Source organism: Vibrio sp. qd031 (assembly GCF_002100145.1).
GTDB lineage: Bacteria > Pseudomonadota > Gammaproteobacteria > Enterobacterales > Vibrionaceae > Vibrio.
Map to the genome: position 1 here is coordinate 17,376 of NZ_JXQD01000003.1, position 19,311 is coordinate 36,686.

Sequence of the window (19,311 nt, forward strand, 5' to 3'; positions counted from 1 at the left end):
CTTCCCAAATCGAAACCGCGGGACGAGGAGCCCTTACTGATTTACGATGCCTTTAGATAACTCGAGTAGGCTATATTGAACGTGGCGCTCACCATGGTGCACACTAATAGTTGCCTCTTGCGTGTCGAGATCAACGTTAAGCTCGGCTAACTCTTCACCCTTCTTCCAGCTCATTTGAAGCTTGGTTGCTTCACCAACAACCGAAAAATCACCGTTAAAGGCATGACTTTGGTTACGGATTTTGATCAACTCAAACAAGCCCTTTACGACCGGTTTTTTGGTTTGTGATTCAAACACAGAGTCACTGATGTAAGGGCGATTAATATCCCGTCCGACTTGAGTTTCACTGAGCAAGTGCATATCGTTTTGCATTGCCAAAAGTCCACCATAATATACTTGAGGAGCACCAGGACTGAAAAATTGGATCGCTCGAGCAACCAGATAATTGAAATCGTTTTTACCAAGAGCATCGTAGTAGGTGCAATTTACTTGGTATAAATCTAGGTTATTCGCAGCCGCCCCAGTTGCTTTTTTGCTTTCACCCGAGCTGTTGTCATGGATGGTTTCTACTAGGCTATCAATTTCGGAGTCCTTGAGTAAGCCGGGTAGATCACCGCTAGGGCCCGCATCAATAATACCAATACCATCGTGGGTATCCAGCACAGTGATGCAGTTTCGTGGTGCAATCCTAAGCCACTTGATTAGAGCATCAACATTATTTGTGAACAGTGAATGAAGGACTAAAGGTGGCAGTGCAAAGTCGTATACTTTGTTCACTTTCTTCGCAACGTCAATTTGAGTCTGATAGTGGCTGTGGATCTCAGCGATGGTTTCCATACCTAGTCGGTTAGCGGAGTCGGAAAGTTCGCTGATGAACTTGAACGTATCGTCAATCATAAAACAACTGGTGTTTTTACGTTTAATGGCATAGCCAGCGGCATCAAGACGAATGATTTTAACACCGTTGTCGGCGAACAGTTGTAGCACGCGTTCTAGGTACTGTTTGCCTTCCGGGCTTTCAACATTAATGTCTATCTGGTTGTCAGTGAACGTCGTCCAGAAATTCACAGTTTTGCCAGAGACGAGGGATTTAGCGCTGAAACAGCTACCAGGACGAGGTCGATAGATTAGCTTAGCTTGTTGCTCTGTTATACCCTCAGGGTATAGATCGGCTTCTTTCAAGAACATCGACCAGTAACGTGAGTTTTCACCGTTTTCAAGGACATCTTGAAACTCTGGGGAGTCAGCCGATGCATGGTTGACAATTAAGTCTGCCATGATTTCGCATTCATCGCCAAGTGCCTTGAGATCTCCCCAGTCGCCGAGACGTTCATCAACGCGCGTGTGATCAATGGGATCGAAACCTGCGTCACTGCCGTCAATAGGATAGTAAAAAGGCAGAATGTGAATGCCTGAGAACAACCCTGATAAAGGTTGCTCAATACGCTGCTTTAGCTTTACCAACCCTCCATCGGTCAAACGATCTACATAAGTAATTAGTTGCACTTGATTTTTCATTATAGTTCTTATCCTCTTCGGAGGGTCCAATGAGAGCCGTAGGCAATGACTCTCATCAGACACTGATGAATAGCTTGTTGCTTAAAGGTGTTTTAGTGATTGGCCGTTAAGGTCAAATAGATGGATTTTATCGGCATCAGCAGTTAGGCTGATATATTCACCTTTCTTAAAGTCTAAGATCCCAGGCAACTTCGCCACTATTGGCTCTTCATAATGCTCTGAGTGAACATGTAACAAAGTCACCTCTCCCAGTGACTCAACAAAAGCAACCTCCCCACTAACCAAGGCTTGCCCTGCGGTGGTCACCACAAAGTCTTCTGGCCTTACCCCCATTTTTAGCTTGGTCTTTTCAAGATCTTTACTCGCCGCTATTGGCACGGTGATTGATGTTCCTGTACCGGCAACAATCGCACTGCTACTGCCCGCGGTTTCAAGGGTGACTTCACCAATGTTCATTGATGGAGAGCCAATAAACTGCGCGACGAACACGTTTGCAGGATTGGTATAGAGTTCAAGCGGCGTACCAACCTGCTCTATGTGACCGTTGGACAATACGACAATGCGATCCGCTAGAGTCATTGCCTCGACTTGATCATGCGTTACATAGATCATTGTCGTTTTTTCGAGCTGCTCTTTGAGGTTAGCAATTTCAATTCGAGTTTGTACTCGCAATGCTGCATCTAAGTTGGACAATGGTTCATCAAATAAGAAAACCTTAGGCTGACGAACAATAGCGCGACCAATCGCTACTCGTTGTCGTTGACCGCCAGAAAGTGCTTTAGGCAGTCGCCCAAGATATGGTTCTAGTTGAAGCATGCGCGCTGCTTCCATTACTCGCTGATGGATGTCGTCTTTATGCTGCTTAGCAATGCGCATGGAGAACGCCATATTGTCATAAACGGTCATATGTGGATACAACGCGTAAGTTTGGAATACCATCGCGATACCACGCATTGCAGCAGGCAGGTCATTTACTCGTGAGTTCTCAATGCATAAGTCTCCGGAGGTGATATCCTCTAAACCCGCGATCATGCGTAATAGGGTTGATTTACCGCAGCCAGATGGGCCAACGAAAACGATGAATTCGCCCTGATCAATATGCAAATCAATACCATGCAGTACTTGAGTGTCAGCGTAGGATTTTTTAATGTTAGTTAAAGATAAACCTGTCATATCATTATTCTCTATAAAGTCTAAGGCCTGTCTATTTCACAGAGCCAGATAGTAGTCCGCGAACTAAGTAGCGTTGCAATGTGAAGAAAACAGCTAAAGGTACGGCGATGGATACGAAAGCTGATGCGGTAAGCACTTCCCAGTTACCTCCACGTGAACCCAGAAGTTCGCGCAATCTTGCGGTTAATACGATGTGCTCTTCGCCGGTGCCAAGAAAGACGGTTGCGACGAGTAGGTCATTCCAAACCCATAGGAATTGGAAAATGGCAAACGAGGCAAGAGCTGGTAAAGACAGCGGTAGCACTATACGCAGAAATACTTCGAAATCGGTTGCACCATCTACCTTCGCTGATTCGATGATCTCGCGAGGCAGGCTCGAGATGTAATTACGCAACAAATAAATGGCCAATGGCAGACCAAACCCCGTGTGCGCAAGCCAGATACCCACATAGGTCTTGGCTCCTACACCAAAGAAAGCACCAACGTCGTTATAAATCCTCAGCAGTGGGATCAGCGACATTTGCAGCGGTACAACCAGCAATCCAACGACCACTGCAATTAATAGATTGCGACCCGGCATTTTCATCCACGATAGCGCATAAGCGGCATAAGCTGCGATCAGGATCGGAATAATGGTTGCTGGGATTGTCACCGTTAATGAATTAATGAATGACCGACCAATGCCTTCAGCACTTAGCACTTCACGATAATTGTCTAAGCCAAACTTAGGCGGAACGACTGCAGTCACAAATAACCGCTTGCCACGAGAACCGGTGAATGGTTCTAACGACGTCATCGTATAGCGCCCATTATCAGTGATGGTGAGCGTATCGTCGTTGGGCATTACTGCGATTTCTCCAGGCAAAAACCGGCTAGGCTCACGAGAAGAGAACCCAAAAGCAATAATATTAGGTTGCTTATTGTCGATGTCTAACTGTCCTGATAATACGTAGCGGCCATCTTGTTCGATTTGCATATCCGGCGCATCTGTGCGATACACCAAGTTTTGCTCCGACGCGGTAAGCGAAGTCCACCAGCCGGTAAGTGCGAGTTGCTGCTTATCGCGAAAAGACGAAATGAGTAGCCCTGCAGTCGGCAGTGTCCAGAGGATCACGATTAAAAGAACCGACAGGTGAACCAGCATCATTAATGGAGAGCGACGCAACTTACTGATGCTAAACTTGGCATTTTTATTGTCCGTGTTCGGTAGCGTTTCAACTTGTTGGCTCATTATCTTCCCTCCATTTGCGCACTGGCTTGACGCATGTTCCAAACCATGACAGGAATGACTGCCACCATAATTACTACCGCGATGGCTGCCCCTCTTCCAAAGTCACCTCCACCTCTAAACATCCAATCAAACATCATATTGGCGAGGACCTGGGTGTTCCACTGACCATTGGTCATGGCAAGAACAATATCAAAGACTTTAAGTACCAAAATAGTAATGGTGGTCCACACCACCGCAATGGTTCCCCAAATTTGAGGAATAAGGATCTTAAAGAAGATTTGAAGACCATTTGCTCCATCGAGAACAGCGGCTTCAACGGTTTCTTCCGGAATACCTCGAAGCGCAGCCGAAAGCAGTACCATAGCAAAGCCGGTTTGGATCCAAATCAAGATAGCCATTAGGAAGAAGTTGTTCCAAAACGGGATGGTTATCCATGCTTGAGGTGTTCCACCGAACATCTCGACAATGGCGTTAAGAATACCGATTTGATCTGACCCCGCAGCGCGATAGTCGTAGATGAATTTCCAAATGATTGATGCACCAATGAACGATATCGCCATTGGCATAAAAATAAGACTCTTTGCGATATTTCCCCAACTAACGCGATCAGTTAGTGCCGCAATGACGAGTCCAAAAAAAGTGGATGCTGCTGGGACAACCAATAACCACAACAAATTGTTAAACAACGACTCTCGGAACTCCTTATCGTTGAATAACCAAATGTAGTTGTCTGCGCCAACAAAGTGATTACCAGTACGGTCATGCAATGAAAGATAAAATGAGTCGAAAACTGGGTACACGAGATACAACCCAAGAAACGCCATTGCCGGACCAAGAAAAAGCCAAGGACGGATAACTGCCGCACGCCTTAAGTTAGTTGCCATTGTTTCTTCGGAAACACGCTTAGTAGGAAAGATAACACCTAGCAACCAGTTACTCCCGAAGAAGTAGATGATGCAGCTGGCGACACCTAACAGCATGATTATCAAAGAGGAATATAATTGTTCCATTGTAGCCTCTTACAAAAACAAGATTTACACATATGAGAGTTGCGCCGAAAGGTTAACGACCTAACGGCGCATACTTAGTGAAGGATTACTTTAGAGCGTCCCAAGTGCGTTGGATATCATCTGCAACTTCTTGAGCTGGTTTACCACCGCTGTAATCAACCATACCGGTCCAGAATGCCCCCGCACCAACTTTACCTGGCATGAGGTCAGAGCCGTCAAATCGGAACGTAGTTGCATCCAGTAAAATCTCACCTTGTTTTTTCAAGGTGTCATTACCATACGCTTCTACACTTGCACCTTTGTGCGGAGTTAGGAAGCCCGACTGCGCCATCCAAACTTCATGAGCGATTGGTGACTTCAAGAATTCCATGAACGCACGCGCAGCTTTAGAGTCTTTAGTGATGCTCCACATTGTGCCAGCGCCAAGTACTGGTTTACCGAGATCTTTAGATTCATAAGCTGGGAAGTAGAAGAAGTCTGCGTCTTCACCCAGCACAGTGCCTTCTGGGAAGAAGCTAGGAATAAACGAGGCCATACGATGCATGTAGCATTTTGCTGGTGATGTGAATAGGCCTTTCGGAGAGTCACGGAAATCCGTTGCAGCAACCGCACGAGACCCGCCATCGACGAAGTCTTCGTTGGAGATGAACCAACCAAATTCTTCAATTGCTTCAACAACTTTAGGATCGTTAAACTTCAACTCATTGCTAACCCACTTGTCGTAATCTGCAGGAGATTGTGTACGAAGCATCATATCTTCCACCCAGTCAGTTGCCGGCCAACCGGTCGCACCACCGGAGCCCAGCCCAACACACCATGGGGTTTCGCCTTCATCAACAATTTGTTGAGTTAGTGCTTTTAGCTCTTCCATTGAATTTGGCACATCGTAGCCAGCATCTTCGAAGTTTTCTGGTACGAACCAAACTAAAGATTTAAGGTCAACTTTATAGAAGAAACCGTAAAGATTTTCGTCACCATTTTTATCTGCAAACGTTCCCAAATCAACCCATGAAGAACCCGCTGCGTAGTTATTCTCTAACCAACCAGCGGTTGAAGCTGGAAGTGGCGTCAAATAACCTTTGGATGCTAGATCAGCAGCTAACCCAGGCTGAGGAAAGATTGCGATGTTCGGTGGGCTACCAGCTTGAACGTCGATGGCAATTTGCTGTTCAAATGAATCAGAACCAGAATAGTTGACTTTTGCGCCTGTGGCCTCTTCAAAATAAGCAAGGACTGACTCTACAAGTTCTTTATCTTCTGTTAGCCATGGGCCAAAGATAGTCAATGTTTCGCCTTTGAGATCCGTTGCTTTTAATTGCTCGTAACTTTGCCAGTTGAAACGGCTATCTTCACCTGGGGCAAACTTAAGATCCGCTGCGAATGCAGATGATGTCGAGACAGCGAGAGCGATAGCGCTCGCAAGTAGGGTAGATTTCATTCTTGTAACTCCATGTATTGGTTAATCGATGATTGTTAGTACCTTTGGTGTTTAAAATGAACTTAATCGTTTAAGTTTCGATAAAAAGTTAATCCTGTTTGACTATTCTTTCTAGTAGTTTGTTAGGCGAATGAGGCATAGATCATCCTTTTATTTACAATGATATAAGAAGTTTGATCACTGTCCGGTTTATGAACAATATTTGTGCAGACAGGTATTAAAGCCATCTTAATCGTTTTAGAATAATCCACTGTGTGTTTCTTCTATAACGACAATTGACGGTAGATTTCGCCAACATGACCCAGAAAAAAACAACTTTGAAATCAATGGCTAAGCAACTCAATGTTTCAACAGCAACCATTTCTAATGCGTTTAATCGACCTAACCAGTTGTCCGAAGCGTTGCGAGAGAGGATATTAAAAGAGTGTGAGCTGCTTGGGTATACAGGGCCGAGTATTACGGCCAGAAGCCTCCGAACGGGGAAGACTGGGATAATAGGGGTGCTTCTGGCAGACAGTCTTTCTTACAACTTTTCTGACCCGGTTGCGACTGAGTTTCTAGCCGGTATTTCTCAGACTCTTGATGAGCATCATGTGAACATGCTGCTCTTGCCTACAAAGATTGATAACTATAAGAATACACAAGTTGAAACGATTCCAGACAGTTTTATTGTTTATGGCAAACCTGCAGATTCAAAGGTATTGAGCCTAATTAAGTGTCAGCATAAACCGACGGTACTAGTCGATTTTAAGGAGGCAGAGCTGCCTTCCATTAATGTAGATAACTTTCATGCAAGCTATCAAATTGCTAAACATGCCATTCAATCGAAAGACGACCATGTGTTGGTTTTTGCCCTTAAGTTAAACGCCGAAAGCGCCATTACATTGGAGAGTTTGGAGAACTTATACAATATTGATGAAGCAATTTCACGAAGCCGATTCGACGGTTACGTAAAAGCAATGAGTGAGATCGGAGTTTCATTCGACCACTCACAAGTATGGCAACTACATGATTTGGATCCCTCAATAACAAAGCACCTGATACGAGGCGCGCTAACATCAAGTAAAAAGGTTGATGTTCTGCTGTGTATGAGCGACAAATTTGCGATTTCGGCCTTAGAAGTTGCTTCAGAATTGGGGTTGTCTGTGCCCAATGACCTGCGGATCGTGGGCTTTGATGGAATACCACAGTCGCAAGCTCACGGCCTAAGTACTGTCGAACAACCGATAAAGCACAAAGGCGAAATTGCTGCAAGAATGGTTCTCGGTGAGTTGCCTAACCATTCAATGACTTTAGATACAAAAGTTATTGTTAGGTCAAGCGGTTAAATAGACGTGCCGATCAAAGCGAATCACTGCTTACTCTAGCTTACAATCGTTCGACGAATAAACCGATATTGTTGCAGCCCATTGGTTTGTTGCTTGAAAAGATTCTGAGATAGAAACCTAACAATCCATAAAAATATAACGACGCAAGGAGTTGCACGTGCGTAGTGGACGTCTAAAAATATCAATGAACTCATTAGTTGCTAAGGTTATTACTGGCTTTGCTTTCATCTTTTTACTCATGGTCACCAATATGTTGATTTCGCTGTCAAACCAGCGAGCACAGAACGAGCAGGTCAACGTACTGACCAACCAGCATATGCCTCTCCTTTACCAAGTGAACTCATTGCTTGAAACGACCCAAGATGTAAACAAAACGGTTTCTCAACATGCCGCAAACGACAATGACAAAGTGTTGACAGCTCTGGAGGCAGAGTATGGGAACTCAACATTACTCTACGATGAACTCTTTAGAGATATACAAAATCAGTTAAAAGGGAAAAGCCAACTCGAAGAGAGCCTGCACCAAGTTGATCTGTATTCAAAACGCACATTTTTGAACGGAAAACAACACATAGACTTAAAACGGCAAACTCTTCGTCTTTCAAGTCAATACAAAGAGGAATACCACCAGCAAGCCATGGGCTGGCGAGACTATACCGATGATTTGAGAGTAGTAGATCGAGTGTTAGAAATGCTCAACAGTGATGAGCACAGCAACTATAATCCGACTGCAGGCGGAAAAGTTAAGTATCTGCTCGATAAGTTGGTGTCGCTTAGAAACACCATTACTGGTTTGAGCAATATCGAAGACAGTGAAGAACTCGACAAGCAACTTATGTCGGCTGCAAGCGACATAGAGATGGGGACACTGCGTCTTGAAGAGTTAGAGTCTGACTCGGCAATAATTCATCAGCGATTAACACCTTATTGGGATATTCTTGTTCGTGCCTATACCAACGAAAGTGGCCTTGTTGCACAGTATAAATACCTTATAGAACTGCAGGAGCAGAGCAATGCGCTGTTTTTGGAAATGTCAGATGACTTAAACCAGTCGCTGGCGTTACAACGTGTGCTGGCAGAGCAAATCACGATGTTGGTTGAAGAGGTTACTCATGAAGTTCAATCGGCAAACCATACATCGATGCAGTTAATGATTGTGATGTTAGCTGCTTCAGCCATCCTTGCTATCGCGATTGTCATTAGTGTGGTTTCATCGATTCGTAAACCGATGACGCGCATTCGTCTTGCTTTAAAGGAATTGTCTGAGGGTAACCTCAAAGGTGAGATCCCGGTTAATGGACGTGACGAACTTGGAATGATCTCTCGCGACATCAACAGTGTCACTGTTCACCTTGATAGTTTGATTTCAGAAATTGTCGGTAGCTCAGATACTCTCAACCAATTGGCGGAAGAGAACAAAGCGGTCTCAGATAGGAGCGATCAGGTGTTTGAGCAACAGCTTTCTGAGATTGACTCTGTTGCCTCGGCAATCACAGAGATGGAGCTGTCGTTTGAGGGGGTTAACACCAATGCACAGCACGCCCGAAAAAGTGTGTTGGATCTTAATAAGATCGTTGCTGTTGGACAAAAACAGATCCAGAGCAACTTGGTGACAGCGGATCGCTTAGTCGCTCAAACCTATAGTTCACTCGAGGTCAGTGCAAGACTGGATAAGACGGCCAACGACATCGGTGAGATTCTGCAAGTTATTTCGGGAATTGCTGAACAAACAAATCTACTGGCACTCAATGCAGCCATTGAAGCGGCTAGAGCCGGTGACCATGGCAGAGGCTTCGCTGTTGTTGCTGATGAAGTGAGGGGGTTGGCTATTGGTACAAGCCAATCAATCGATAAAATTGATGCGCTTATTAAGAGGTTACAGCAAGATACGGGAGAAGTTAGCGATGTACTTAATACCAATGTGGTTCAGATAAACGACAATGTCTCGCAGGTAAAGCAAGTCGGTGAAGCAATGGAGCAGATATTTGTGCAACTTGAACGTATCACTCTTGAAAGCGATGAGATCCACAATGCAACACAAGAGCAGTTAACGACCACCGAAGATCTGTCAAAACGTATCCACTTTATTGCCAATGTATCACGAGAAGGAAAAGGCAACCTGGAGAAACTGTTAGGCGTTAGTGAGGAGTTGAGTCGAGTGGCTCACTCTCAAGAAAACGCGACTCATCGATTCACATGCAGAGAAGAGGCCGCCGATTTTCGGACATAACATTAAGTGATCGATCCGTTATGATAGTCCCCTAAAAGTACTGCAACAGATTATCACTAGAAAACGGAGACACCACTCTCCAGAGATTAAAGCTAAGGTGGCATTGGCTGCTGCTAGCGGTGATATGACTGTCGATGAGCGAGCGCAAAGATACCACCTGTACCCAAGCACACCTCAACTTGGAAAATAGTGCCGCTTAAAAACGCAGCCATGATTTTTGTATGTGAAAGTCAGTTGGGCAAAGCCAAATGTGGGGAAATGGACAAAGCAGGTGGTACATGCGTGTGTTCTTACTCTTGCATATCTTCGACCACGGGGATGAACCACTTGCTTTATAGCGGAATACAATCCACTTGTGCACCATCAATCGACCGATCCAGCAATAACACTCATGACTGGCGGACAGACTGAATCAGCGCTTTAATATGAGCCGGTCCTATCGGATGGATGCCCGCTGGATTAAGTGCCTTTATTGAGTAATAGCCGGCCTTGATATGGTCGATGCTTACCGTCTCTACCACACCGGGCAGACGCAGGATCCGCTCCATATACGCAGACAAATTCGGATAGTCTGCTATTTGTTTTAGGTTGGCTTTAAACAGGCCGTGGTAGGCGGCATCAAACCGAATCAGTGTCACAAAGGTTCGGACATCGGTTTCAGTTAATCGGTTGCCAATGAGGTATTGTTGCCTGTTCAGGCGCTCTTCAAGTTCATCCAACATATCGAAGACGCCTTTAACAGCTTCTTCGTAGCAGTCTTGCGCTTGTGTAAACCCTGCTTTGTAAACGCCATTATTCAGTGCGTCATAAATTCGCACGTTGAGCGAATCAATCTCTGTCGTAAATTCTTGAGGGTATAACCTGATATCAGATGGCACAAGATGTTCAAAGGCAGTATCGAGCATGCGCAGGATATCGGCACTCTCATTATTCACCATGACATTTTGCTTCATGTCCCATAGCACAGGAACGGTAGCTCGCCCTGTATAATCGGAATCAGTACGTGTATAAATCTCGTGCAAGTAGGTCGAGTCAAACAGTGGATCGCTGTCTGCTCCCGGATATCCACCAAATCCCCATCCTTGAGTCGTCAGTTCTGGGTTAACCACTGTCACCGAAATCATCTCTTCGAGCCCTTTTAACTTTCTGGCTATCAATGTACGTGATGCCCAAGGACATATTAGCGCCACATAGAGGCGATAACGACCCGCCTCCGCTTTGAAACCACCGTCTCCTGTTGGCCCCGCACTGCCATCGGGCGTTATCCAGTGACGAAAACCAGAAACCTGCCGGACAAAGCGCCCCTTTTCATCGGACTTTTGTAAAGGCTTCCAGTCTTGTGTCCACTTTCCATTTACTAGCATAGTATTGTCCTTAGAAGGTTAAGCGCCGTGGAAAACAAATGAGCGCATTGATAATGAGCCAAGAACTATCCCCTCGGCAGTATAAAAAATATCGTCTTTTTCGGTTGATGCGCCAGCAATAGCAATAGCGGGTGCATAGTGCTCCAGCGTCGGGTTTGCCATTCTCATCAGACTCCCCATCGAAGCGACATCTGTGAGTGCGGAGAAATTCCGATTGTTCAACTGGTTCGTAACATAATGGTCAAATTCAATTGCCCAGTCATGCGGCTCTCCATTAAAGCGCAAGGCTCGAAGGTTATGCACCAGATTACCTGAGCCAAGAATGAGTACACCACGGTCTCGCAGTTGCGAAAGAGTCTTACCTATTTCAAGGTGCCAGTTCATCTCTTTGGTCATATCAATGGACAGCTGGAACACAGGTACATCAGCAGCAGGAAACAATGATTTCAACAAAGCCCAAGCACCGTGGTCGAGTCCCCATGTTTCATCTTTTTGCACATGATAATCAGAGAGCAGCGCTGCGACCTCACCGGCAAACTTAGGGTGGCCTTTTGCCGGATACTGCATTGCGTACAGCTCGTCAGGAAAACCATAGAAATCATGGATGATGCGAGGGGCGGCAGAAACATCAACCAATGTTGTTCCACGGGTCATCCAGTGCGCAGAGATGATCAGAATCGCCTGAGGTGGTGGCAGTGAACGCCCAAGCTCTGACCAACTGCGAGTGAAGACATTATCCTCAATCACATTCATTGGTGAACCGTGTCCCAGAAATAATGCTGGCATTCTTGGAGAGGCTTTAAGGCTCTGTTTTAGCTTTTGAAGTGAGGATGCGACGCTCATAACTCTTTCCTACTATTGACTACTTTACGATATTCATTTTGATAGAAGATGACCTTCAGAAGCCAGAGCTTCCGCTTGTGTGCGGGCAGCTTGCTCATCTATTGATGCCACATCGACGCCATGCTTGGCTGCGCCAAATGCACCAGTTAGATCTGAACCAATGTTTCCTGAGCCGATAATTGCGATAGTCATAACCGATATCCTATTGTATGGATGCCCAAAGTGTTGGACTGTGTAGGTATGTTTGGTACTAGAAAAGTATCTGTGTTTAATCTTTTCAACACAATGGTGAATATATAGAATGATAATCTCCAATATGTTCTTAATGTGGGTGTAGCATGGATTTAGTAGATGGATTGAAAGCATTTGTCGCAACCGCACAAACGGGCTCTTTTACTGAAGCCGCTGAACGACTCGGTGTATCAAACCGAATTACCTCCAAATATGTTGCTCAGTTGGAAGAGCGTATCGGAGCACGGCTACTACAAAGAACAACTCGTAAGGTAGGGCTAACACCAACAGGGCAACAGTTACTAATACGTGCACCTGCATTATTGGAGGCACTGGATGACTTACTGGAAATGGCCTCCGAAGAGTCAAAGGGGTTAACTGGTTTATTGCGAGTCTCTGCGCCAGTCACCTTTGGAGAGATATACATCACAGGGCTCCTCAGCCGCTTTTCTGCACTTCATCCGGGGGTCTCTTTTGACCTTCGTCTTAGCGACTCCTATGTCGATTTAGCTACCAACGGGTTTGATTTGGCATTTCGCATAGGGCTTCCTGATACCGCGACCCTTAAAGCACGAAAACTGGGGGAAGTCACCAGTTGCATCGTCGCTTCACCAGAATACTTGGCTCTTAGAGGAACACCGAAAACACCTCAAGAACTTAACGGACACACCTGTGTTGTCGATACCAACCGCAGGGGTCATAGTAAATGGGCGTTTTTCAGAGACGAGAAAGAAGAGCTGTTTAACCCAACAAGAAATTTAATCGTTAACAGCGCAAGGATAGCGAGGGACTGGGCAATAGATGGCCGGGGGATTGCGTTGTGCCCTGATTTCGTATTGCATGAAGCGATTGCACAGGGTCGTATTGTAAAACTCCTTAATGATTATGCCATGAAAACTCATCCAATTAGTGCTGTGTACTTAACGGGAAATGTCATGCCCCGTAAAGTAAGAGCCTTGATAGATTTTGCAGTAGCCGATTTTCAATCACAATGAATTGTGACGACATAGGATTAAGTTAACCGTATTACATCCAACCAAGAACAACGTGGTGATTGGCTTAAGGGTTATAGACCTGCTAAATACTTTGACGCTGGTTTCAGTGGCAAAATTTGCCACTGAGTAATTACCCAAATGGGGCATAATCGATTTACTTGGCCGTTTTAAATTACTGATAAGTGAATTCTTTATTGCTGTCCTAATAATTTCACTACACTATATTCATCAGGAACAGCTAAAAGGTCAAACTCGCTACTAAAATTGCCACTACCATCATTGAGCCAGGTTCTTCCAGTGGAACTTTCTTCCTCAACAATGTCAAGGAAACCATCTCCATTGACATCTTGAATTCGCATCCAATCAACCCACTCCTCGTGGTTATTCCATGAAATTCTTTCTTGAGTACCTTTATAAACAGGCCAGCGAAGGAAGTAGGTTATAGAGTCGTTGTTACCGCGGCTAACTAAGGCGATATCACTACTATTTTCAATTGTATCTTGCTCAATAAAACCACTGTCTGATCCTAACAGTAGCTGTAAATAATAACCACTATATAACAGCTCTGGTATTTGTGACGCAGGAGTTGAGGCCCCTGTACGAGACACTAAAATATCAATAAAGCCATCATTATTAATATCAGCAAAATTTATATCTAAAACCACGCCCATGTAGTCTACAGGGGGTATTACTTCACGCTTATCGTAAATTCCTGATGCACTGCCATATAGGATTTCACTATCGCTACCTTCAAAATCATGTCCTCCTTTAATAATATCGACATACCCGTCATCATTCACATCGTATAATTCACAAGTAAAAGCGCGTCGATACGTTTCTCCACTATCGACGATACGATTTTTTGCAGGTTCAAAGTTAGCCTTACCATCGTTAATAAGAAAGTACATGCCATCGTTATTTGCATCACCCATTAATACATCAATATCACCATCAGCATCAATATCAGCAGAAGCACCGCAGTGATGATAACCTATGAAGGAAGATAGAGAATCAGAAAAAACAAGTTCATTACCTGTATTCAAATACATATCTGAGACTTCACCGGGAAATGGTTCCCAGTCTTCTCCTGTAGCGAAATTGATTACATCAAGATAGCCATTTCCATCAAAGTCTCCAGCGATACTTTTTCTTGGGTGAATTAAGCCACTGCCACCGATAATATAGTCTGGATGTTCGACATAGTTGCCGTTACCATCATTGACAAAATATCTAGCTCGTTTCTTACTTCGACCATTTGAGCCACTTAGAACCAGATCGGTAAAGCCATCTAAGTTAAAGTCAGCATAAACTGCACCACTATAAAAGTACTCACCGGTATCATCACCACTTAAACCAAAACGCCTATCTATACGTGGGGAATCGTCTTCAATGGCGTAGGAGGTGGTTCGGTTTACAGCGCTATTGCGGGGAATATCATAAGAAATACTCCCACGGTTATCACTTTCATTATCACTATCGCCGCATGCGACGAGGCCAATAATAACCATACTGGCAGTAAATATAGACTTATAGTTCATGTACTTTCCCTGTCAATATTTAGGAATACGTGCGATACCTAAGAGGATAGTTTAGTACATATTTTGTCCCTTAGTTTAAAAATAAACATGCCTAGTCATTTCAGGTGAGATGACCCAATAAATACCTGAAAGAACCTTGCTAGGGAACTTAAAGGCAGAGACGTGTTACGACGTTACTTTTAAAAACCTCTCTGGACTATGCTTGTCAGGTGCTTTGCTAATTTAGCAGCATACGCATAACTCCTGGCACGGAAAAGTCGCGTAGTAATGTGTTCAGTATTAAGGGTGCAGATCATTGCACCCTTACCCCTTTTAGTTGTCAATCGCCTCATTGAGCAAAAAATCACTCGCCCTCAACCAAGCAATCGCAACGTGAGGCACAGATGAAATCGTTCTTATGCAGACCTTTAATCGAGTGACTCCACCACGTCACCGTGACTTTGCCCCACTCTAATAAAATTGAAGGGTGATGAAACTCCTCTTCCGCTAACTCAGCAACTCTGTTGCTAAATGCCCACGCCAGCTTGAAGTTTTTAAACGTATACACTTTCTCAAGCTGTGAGATGCCCTCTCTATCCATTATCTGCCATTCAGACAACTCCAATAACAACGATTGTTGCTCCTCTTTATTGAGAGCAATTGCATCGATACTGCAGGCTTCGCATTTTAGTTCATTCAACATGTACTGATTCCTTAGGTTCAAAAAGTGGTGGTAGTAATCCTGCTTCTATCGCGAGATTGGCTTGCTGTAATAGGTTGCACTGGCTGATCTTAAACAGATCAGACAGCGTCTCTATCACATAGTATTTAGGTTGAATGATATCGATGCGGTATGGGGTCCTTAGAACGGTTTGAATATCAAATTCATCACGGATCGCAGCGCTGCCTTCAAGCGCATAAAGGGTTTCTGCCGGAGACGACAAAATGCCACCGCCATAAATTTTTAGTGTCTGCCCTTCTTTAACTAAGCCAAACTCAACTGTAAACCAGTACAAGCGAGCCAGATAAGCGCGCTGTTTGGACGTCGCCAATTGCCCTAGCTTTCCATAGTGCTCGGTAAAAGCGGCAAAGTCGGTATTGGTCAACATTGCGCAATGTCCAAAGATTTCATGAAAGAAATCTGGCTCTTGTAAATAGTCGAATTCGTCTCGCGTTCGTAAAAAGGTCGCTACGGGAAATCGTTTGTTGGCAAGCAAATCAAAAAAACGGTCAAAGTCTATCAGCGCAGGTACTGGCTCTACTTGCCAACCTGTCGTGTCTTTTAGCACTTTGTTTATCTCTGGTAACTGAGGCACTCGGTCCATTGGTAGATCAAGCAAAGTCAAACCCTGCAAGTACGCGTCACAAGCACGCCCCTCTACAATGGCCAGCTGCTTTGTCACCAAATCGTGCCAAATGGCATCTTCTTCAAGACTCCACTCTACCCACCCCTCTTTACTCACGGGCTTAGACTGATATTGCGTCACTAAACATCTCCTTATGCATGTCTCCCTTTAAAACTATCCCGACTTTTTTATTAGCGCCATTTCGCAGCGTTTTTTGCAAACTGCCGATCTGTAACATTTTGTTTACACCATTTTACTAAGTGCTTATTTCATTGGGCTTTTGACTTTCCAATGCCGACATACCAGACTGAAAAAGTTAAAGTTTTGTTAAAGAGAACGAGATGTACCAAAGCAGCGAGCCCATTTGGCAACCAAGTACTCAGCGTATTGAACAAGCCAACCTAACCAAGTTTATGCATAGCCTTGAACAGCAAGGTGTTGGATTCAGCAGTGCACTGTTGCGTTACCAAGATCTTCATCAATGGTCTGTGCAGCAGCCAGAAGCGTTTTGGCAACATGTTTGGCAGTTTACTGGAATGATTGGCTTGCGAGGTGACAGGGTATTAGCCCAAGGCGAAAGCCGTTGGAAGCAGCCACAGTCCCAGCGCGATGCGCTGTGGTTTCCAAATGCTCAAGTTAATTATGCCGAAAACTTACTGAATGCAAGTAAGACATCACCAACTGATCTTGCGATATGGTTTGAAAATGAACGGGGCGAGAAGCAAGTTTACTCCTGGCAAGCGCTAAGAGAGAAAGTCTCGTGTGTACAGCAGTGGCTCAAAGAGTGTGGCGTGCAACAAGGTGATTTGGTTGCAGCCTATACCCCTTATCTCCCCCAAACCGTGATCGCAATGCTGGCCACAACCAGCTTAGGAGCGACTTGGACATCCACATCACCAGACTTTGGTGTAGAGAGTGTCATTGAGCGATTTGGTCAAGTGAAACCCAAGGTACTGTTTACCTGCGATGGCTACACTTTTAATGGCAAGACATTCGATATGGCCAGCAAAAATCAGCAAATTATTGCACAGTTAAATGAGCTGCAGCAGGTTTGCACTATCCCTTACCTTAAACGGGAGAGTTATCAGGAGCAGAGTATTGAATCGAAACTGGGTAGAGAAGAACCCAGCCCTCACACCCAATACTGGCCACAAATCCTCAATCTCTTTGAACCACAGCCGCTGCAATTTACCCGAGTTGACTTCAATAGCCCCCTGTTTGTTCTCTACTCTTCCGGCACAACAGGCAAGCCAAAATGCATTGTCCATTCCGTCGGTGGAACCACGCTTAACCATTTAAAAGAGCACCAGCTGCATTGTGACATAAAGCCGAATGATCGCGTATTTTACTACACCACTTGTGGTTGGATGATGTGGAATTGGCACGTTTCTGCGCTTGCGAGCGGTGCCTGTTTGGTGATCTTTGATGGTAGCCCAGTGTATCCACACGCTAACGTGTTGTGGGATTTAGCGCAGCGCGCCGAAGTATCAACATTTGGAACGTCAGCCAAGTATTTAGAAACGATGGAGAAAGCTCAACTTTCTCCTATCAACAGCCATACTCTTCCTCACTTAAAAACGCTCTGCTCGACAGGGTCTGTGCTCTACCCAGAGCAGTTTGATTACGTCTACAAGCATATCAAACAAGACCTGCATTTAGCGTCTATTTCAGGCGGCACCGATATTTGCGGCTGCTTTGTTTTAGGTAACCCTATTTCCCCAGTTTATCGCGGCGAATGCCAGCAAGCTGGGCTAGGTATTGATGTTCAAGTCTTCAATGCCGACGGCCTCCCAGTCAAACAACAACGTGGTGAACTGGTATGCGCAAACTCCCTGCCTAACTTCCCAACAGGTTTTTGGAACGACAGCGGCGAGCGCTATCACAGCACCTATTGGGACAAGTTCGACAATGTTTGGCACCATGGTGACGAGGTAGAACAAAGCGCCAACGGAGGCTACCTGTTTTATGGTCGAGGCGACACCACACTTAACCCTGGTGGGGTAAGAATTGGCACTGCCGAAATCTATCAGCAAGTAAACACCATAGAAGGCATTGTCGATTCCATCGCGGTCGGTAAAGAGATCGACCGCAACGAGCAAATTTGGTTGTTTGTGCAACTGCAGCCTGGCATAACCTTAAGTGATGAAATGCGCACAGCCATCAAGAGCAAGCTCAAATCATGTTGCTCGCCAAGGCATGTCCCTAGTCAGATATTTACGATCAGTGAAGTGCCAAAAACACGATCGGGCAAGCTGGTAGAGCTGGCGGTCAAACAGGTAATCAATGGCAAAAGAGTAGAAAACCTTGGTGCGATTGCTAACCCCAAGGTGTTGCAAGAGATTGAGCAGGTTACCGCCCTCTGAACAAAGGGAACACTGAATTCGCACTTAATTAGATTAACTCGATCAGTAGCCTCGGTTACTTGGTCGCATCCGCTTGATTTTCAGGCATTGCATCTATAAAGGATGGCAGCTGATTACAGGCTTTAACAATCGAGTTAATCAACGGATACGGCGACATGTCCACAGCAAAGCGCTGCGCGTTATAGGCTTGTGGCACCAAGCAGATATCAACAATACTTGGTGAGTCCGTCAGGCTAAAAATGGTATCACCTTGAGTTTCGCGGTGCGTGCTAAGCTTCGCTTCAAGTGCAGCAAACCCTTGGTGGATCCAGTGATGGATCCACGCCATTTTCGCCTCTTGCTTGCACGACAACTCCCTTTCCAAATACTGCAGCACTCGCAGATTATTAAGAGGATGGATCTCCATCGCAATATCTTGCGCCATGGCTAAAGCCGTATAACGCAGCGGCGACTTTTCGGGGATCAGTGAGATTTCGGGATAGCGCTCATCAAGGTATTGAAGAATGGCTAACGACTGATTAAGCCTCACCTCTCCATCCACCAAAACGGGCACCAACTCACTGGCATTGAGCCGCTGAAAACTGGCGTCGTGCTGCTCGCCACCATTTCGCACAAGATGCACCGAGTTAGACTGGTAGTTAAGTTTCTTTATATTCAACCCTATACGCACTCGATAGGCGGCAGAGGAACGCCAATAGCCATACAGTATCCTTGTCTCACTCAT

Annotated in this window: 16 protein-coding genes and 1 pseudogene; 5 read left to right on the forward strand and 12 right to left on the reverse strand. The window is 45.2% G+C overall.

From position 1 onward, the window contains the following. Nucleotides 1–33 precede the first annotated feature (33 nt). The 5 genes from gtfA to ST37_RS02520 all read right to left on the reverse strand — a co-directional run bounded on the left by gtfA (nt 34) and on the right by ST37_RS02520 (nt 6,370). Entirely contained in the window at nt 34–1,518 is a 1,485-nt protein-coding gene (gtfA, locus tag ST37_RS02500; RefSeq protein WP_084883525.1) for a sucrose phosphorylase, read from the reverse strand. A gap of 81 nt (nt 1,519–1,599) precedes the next feature. Next, nucleotides 1,600–2,691 carry a sn-glycerol-3-phosphate ABC transporter ATP-binding protein UgpC gene (ugpC, locus tag ST37_RS02505; RefSeq protein ID WP_084883527.1) on the reverse strand — a complete coding sequence of 364 codons (1,092 nt, stop codon included), beginning with the start codon at nt 2,689–2,691 and terminating at the stop codon, nt 1,600–1,602. Between the two features lie 31 nt (nt 2,692–2,722). Next, the gene (locus tag ST37_RS02510; RefSeq protein ID WP_143698107.1) at nt 2,723–3,922 is read right to left on the reverse strand and encodes a carbohydrate ABC transporter permease; all 1,200 of its coding nucleotides are present in this window, start codon (nt 3,920–3,922) and stop codon (nt 2,723–2,725) included. Continuing rightward, nucleotides 3,922–4,932, reverse strand: coding sequence for a sugar ABC transporter permease (locus ST37_RS02515; protein ID WP_084883528.1), 1,011 nt, complete (start codon nt 4,930–4,932; stop codon nt 3,922–3,924). The genes ST37_RS02510 and ST37_RS02515 overlap by 1 nt, the downstream gene beginning before the upstream one ends. Nucleotides 4,933–5,017: 85 nt before the next feature. Continuing rightward, the gene (locus ST37_RS02520) at nt 5,018–6,370 is read right to left on the reverse strand and encodes an ABC transporter substrate-binding protein (RefSeq protein ID WP_084883530.1); all 1,353 of its coding nucleotides are present in this window, start codon (nt 6,368–6,370) and stop codon (nt 5,018–5,020) included. A gap of 326 nt (nt 6,371–6,696) precedes the next feature. Between ST37_RS02520 and ST37_RS02525 the strand changes: the two genes are divergently transcribed. The 3 genes and pseudogenes from ST37_RS02525 to ST37_RS20195 form a co-directional block, all read left to right on the forward strand. Further along, nucleotides 6,697–7,698, forward strand: a complete 1,002-nt coding sequence (locus tag ST37_RS02525) for a LacI family DNA-binding transcriptional regulator (protein ID WP_242426197.1) — start codon at nt 6,697–6,699, stop codon at nt 7,696–7,698. Between the two features lie 157 nt (nt 7,699–7,855). Beyond that, nucleotides 7,856–9,928 carry a methyl-accepting chemotaxis protein gene (locus ST37_RS02530; RefSeq protein ID WP_143698108.1) on the forward strand — a complete coding sequence of 691 codons (2,073 nt, stop codon included), beginning with the start codon at nt 7,856–7,858 and terminating at the stop codon, nt 9,926–9,928. Between the two features lie 52 nt (nt 9,929–9,980). Further along, nucleotides 9,981–10,195 (forward strand): annotated as a pseudogene (locus ST37_RS20195) (IS3 family transposase); the annotation flags it as partial. Between the two features lie 122 nt (nt 10,196–10,317). On the opposite strand, the gene ST37_RS02535 reads toward ST37_RS20195, so the two are convergent. Genes ST37_RS02535 through ST37_RS19920 form a run of 3 tightly spaced genes read right to left on the reverse strand, consistent with a single transcriptional unit; the run spans nt 10,318 to nt 12,327 of the window. Then, a complete protein-coding gene (locus ST37_RS02535) occupies nt 10,318–11,292 on the reverse strand; it encodes a glutathione S-transferase family protein (protein WP_084883535.1) in 975 nt (324 codons plus the stop codon). An 18-nt stretch (nt 11,293–11,310) separates the two neighbouring features. Continuing rightward, nucleotides 11,311–12,135 (reverse strand): 4,5-DOPA dioxygenase extradiol, encoded by an 825-nt coding sequence (ygiD, locus tag ST37_RS02540; RefSeq protein ID WP_084883536.1) that lies wholly within the window; start codon nt 12,133–12,135, stop codon nt 11,311–11,313. A gap of 33 nt (nt 12,136–12,168) precedes the next feature. Then, nucleotides 12,169–12,327, reverse strand: coding sequence for an NAD(P)-binding domain-containing protein (locus tag ST37_RS19920; RefSeq protein WP_172400917.1), 159 nt, complete (start codon nt 12,325–12,327; stop codon nt 12,169–12,171). 146 nt (nt 12,328–12,473) lie between these two features. Here ST37_RS19920 and ST37_RS02545 point away from each other — a divergent pair, with 146 nt between their 5' ends. After that, nucleotides 12,474–13,361 (forward strand): LysR family transcriptional regulator, encoded by an 888-nt coding sequence (locus tag ST37_RS02545; protein ID WP_084883537.1) that lies wholly within the window; start codon nt 12,474–12,476, stop codon nt 13,359–13,361. 191 nt (nt 13,362–13,552) lie between these two features. Here ST37_RS02545 and ST37_RS02550 read toward each other — a convergent pair whose 3' ends face one another. From ST37_RS02550 to phhA, 3 genes are all read right to left on the reverse strand, one after another. Further along, the gene (locus ST37_RS02550) at nt 13,553–14,899 is read right to left on the reverse strand and encodes a VCBS repeat-containing protein (protein ID WP_084883538.1); all 1,347 of its coding nucleotides are present in this window, start codon (nt 14,897–14,899) and stop codon (nt 13,553–13,555) included. A gap of 343 nt (nt 14,900–15,242) precedes the next feature. Next, on the reverse strand, nt 15,243–15,581 hold the full coding sequence (locus tag ST37_RS02555; RefSeq protein WP_084883540.1) for a 4a-hydroxytetrahydrobiopterin dehydratase: 339 nt from the start codon (nt 15,579–15,581) through the stop codon (nt 15,243–15,245). Next, complete coding sequence (gene phhA, locus ST37_RS02560; RefSeq protein WP_084883542.1) at nt 15,571–16,365, reverse strand: phenylalanine 4-monooxygenase; 795 nt, start codon at nt 16,363–16,365, stop codon at nt 15,571–15,573. Before phhA ends, ST37_RS02555 begins: the two co-directional genes overlap by 11 nt. Before the next feature lie 200 nt (nt 16,366–16,565). Between phhA and ST37_RS02565 the strand changes: the two genes are divergently transcribed. Continuing rightward, on the forward strand, nt 16,566–18,587 hold the full coding sequence (locus ST37_RS02565) for an acetoacetate--CoA ligase (RefSeq protein WP_084883544.1): 2,022 nt from the start codon (nt 16,566–16,568) through the stop codon (nt 18,585–18,587). Nucleotides 18,588–18,642: 55 nt separating this feature from the next. On the opposite strand, the gene maiA is transcribed toward ST37_RS02565, so the two are convergent. Next, nucleotides 18,643–19,311, reverse strand: a complete 669-nt coding sequence (gene maiA / locus ST37_RS02570) for a maleylacetoacetate isomerase (RefSeq protein ID WP_084883546.1) — start codon at nt 19,309–19,311, stop codon at nt 18,643–18,645.